Source organism: Hydrogenovibrio sp. JE_KL2, assembly GCF_009296185.1.
In the GTDB taxonomy this organism is placed as follows: Bacteria; Pseudomonadota; Gammaproteobacteria; order Thiomicrospirales; family Thiomicrospiraceae; genus Hydrogenovibrio.
This window is the reverse complement of the sequence record NZ_WBJR01000015.1, coordinates 1-312: the sequence shown is the minus strand read 5'-3', so window position 1 is coordinate 312 and position 312 is coordinate 1. Positions and strand designations below refer to the sequence as shown.

At 55.1% G+C, this 312-nt stretch carries 1 protein-coding gene; it reads right to left on the bottom strand.

Translation table 11 applies throughout. The features are described 5' to 3' along the window. Positions 1 to 221 (bottom strand): hypothetical protein (locus tag F8R13_RS11415; RefSeq protein WP_152834679.1); only part of this gene is annotated, 221 nt, incomplete at its 3' end. Positions 222 to 312: the final 91 nt, after the last annotated feature.

The following is a 312-nucleotide window of genomic DNA, read 5'->3' as shown; positions in this document are numbered from 1 at the left end:
TTGAAGCTCACCGTTAGGGTGTCTCCTGTCTCTAGGTAGGCTTTACCACTGACTGACAAGGTCTGATCACTTGTCTTGAAGTCGCTTGTGTTGCTGCCGGTGTCTTGCGTGATGCTGTCTATGCTCACCGCATCGCTACCCGTATGGCCGCTCGTTCCTATCGTGGTGTCTACGACGATGTCTTGGCTCGCATTGGCTGTGTTGCCTGCTACATCTGTCACCGTGGCTGTCGCTGTATAGGTGCCGTCAGTCAAGCTGGTGCCGGTCGCATCTAGCGTCCATACGCCGTTGCCGTCGATTGTTAGCTTGCCA